The sequence below is a fragment of the Microbacterium gubbeenense DSM 15944 genome (assembly GCF_000422745.1).
GTDB lineage: Bacteria > Actinomycetota > Actinomycetes > Actinomycetales > Microbacteriaceae > Microbacterium > Microbacterium gubbeenense.
In genome coordinates this window covers 1-1,073 of record NZ_AUGQ01000075.1, presented here as the reverse complement: position 1 = coordinate 1,073, position 1,073 = coordinate 1, and the positions used below count along the sequence as shown (strand labels likewise).

At 64.4% G+C, this 1,073-nt stretch carries 1 protein-coding gene; it reads left to right on the top strand.

The genetic code is table 11. The annotated features are described in order from the left end of the window. The coding region (locus G510_RS0113390) for an IS30 family transposase (RefSeq protein ID WP_029154018.1) at positions 1-1,073 on the top strand (1,073 nt) is incomplete at both ends.

The following is a 1,073-nucleotide window of genomic DNA, read 5'->3' as shown; positions in this document are numbered from 1 at the left end:
GCTGCGGGCGTGTCAGAGCCAGTCGCTCATCGCTGGTTCCGGAATGCTGGCGGCGTGAATCCTCAACTCCCGCCCAAGGTATCCGGGCGTTATCTCTCGTCTCGCGAGCGTGAGGACATAGCCCTCTGGCGTGCTCAGGGCGCAGCAGTTCGGGAGGTCGCCCGCCGATTGGGTCGTGACGCATCGACCGTGTCTCGCGAGCTGCGGAGGAACGCTTCGACACGCACCTATCGCCTCGATTACAAGGCCTCCACAGCACAATGGCATGCTGAGCGCCGCGCTCGTCGCCCCAAGCCGGCGAAACTCACGCTCAACCCCGAGCTACGTGACTACGTCAATGACAAGCTCAGCGGTCGCGTCCTTGATAACGACGGCGCGGAGGTAGGCCCTGCCGGACCGGTCTGGGATGGGAAGAACAAACCCCACCGCGGTGACCGCGACTGGGTGACGGCCTGGAGCCCGAGACAGATCTCGAAGAGACTACCGGTCGATTTCCCGGACGATCTGTCGATGCGGATCTCGCACGAGGCGATCTATCAAGCGCTCTACGTCCCTTCACGCGGAGGGCTCGAGAGACGACAGTCCTGGCATCTACGGCGGGGCCGCACGAAGCGCGTTCCCAGAGCCCGCGCCCGTCAGCAGGCCTGGGCGCACGTCACCGATGAGACCGTGCTCGCCAGGCGGCCGGCAGAGGTGACCGACCGTAAGATCGCGGGCCATTGGGAGGGCGACCTCGTCATCGGGCTCAAGCGCTCGGCGGTCGCTACACTCATCGAACGCACGACGAGATACGCGATGTTGATTCACCTTCCCCGCCAGGCGGGCTATGGGGTGACCCCGCCCCGGAAGAATGGTCCGGCGCTTGCCGGCTATGGCGCGATCACGATGAAGAACGCGTTGGTGTCGACGTTTCTCTCGTTGCCGGGCTCACTCAGACGGTCGCTGACCTGGGACCGAGGGAAGGAACTCTCCGCTCACGAACTCCTCACGAAGGAGATCGGTCTGCCCGTCTACTTCGCTGACGCGAAGAGTCCGTGGCAACGCGGTAGCAATGAGCACCTCAACGGGCTCAT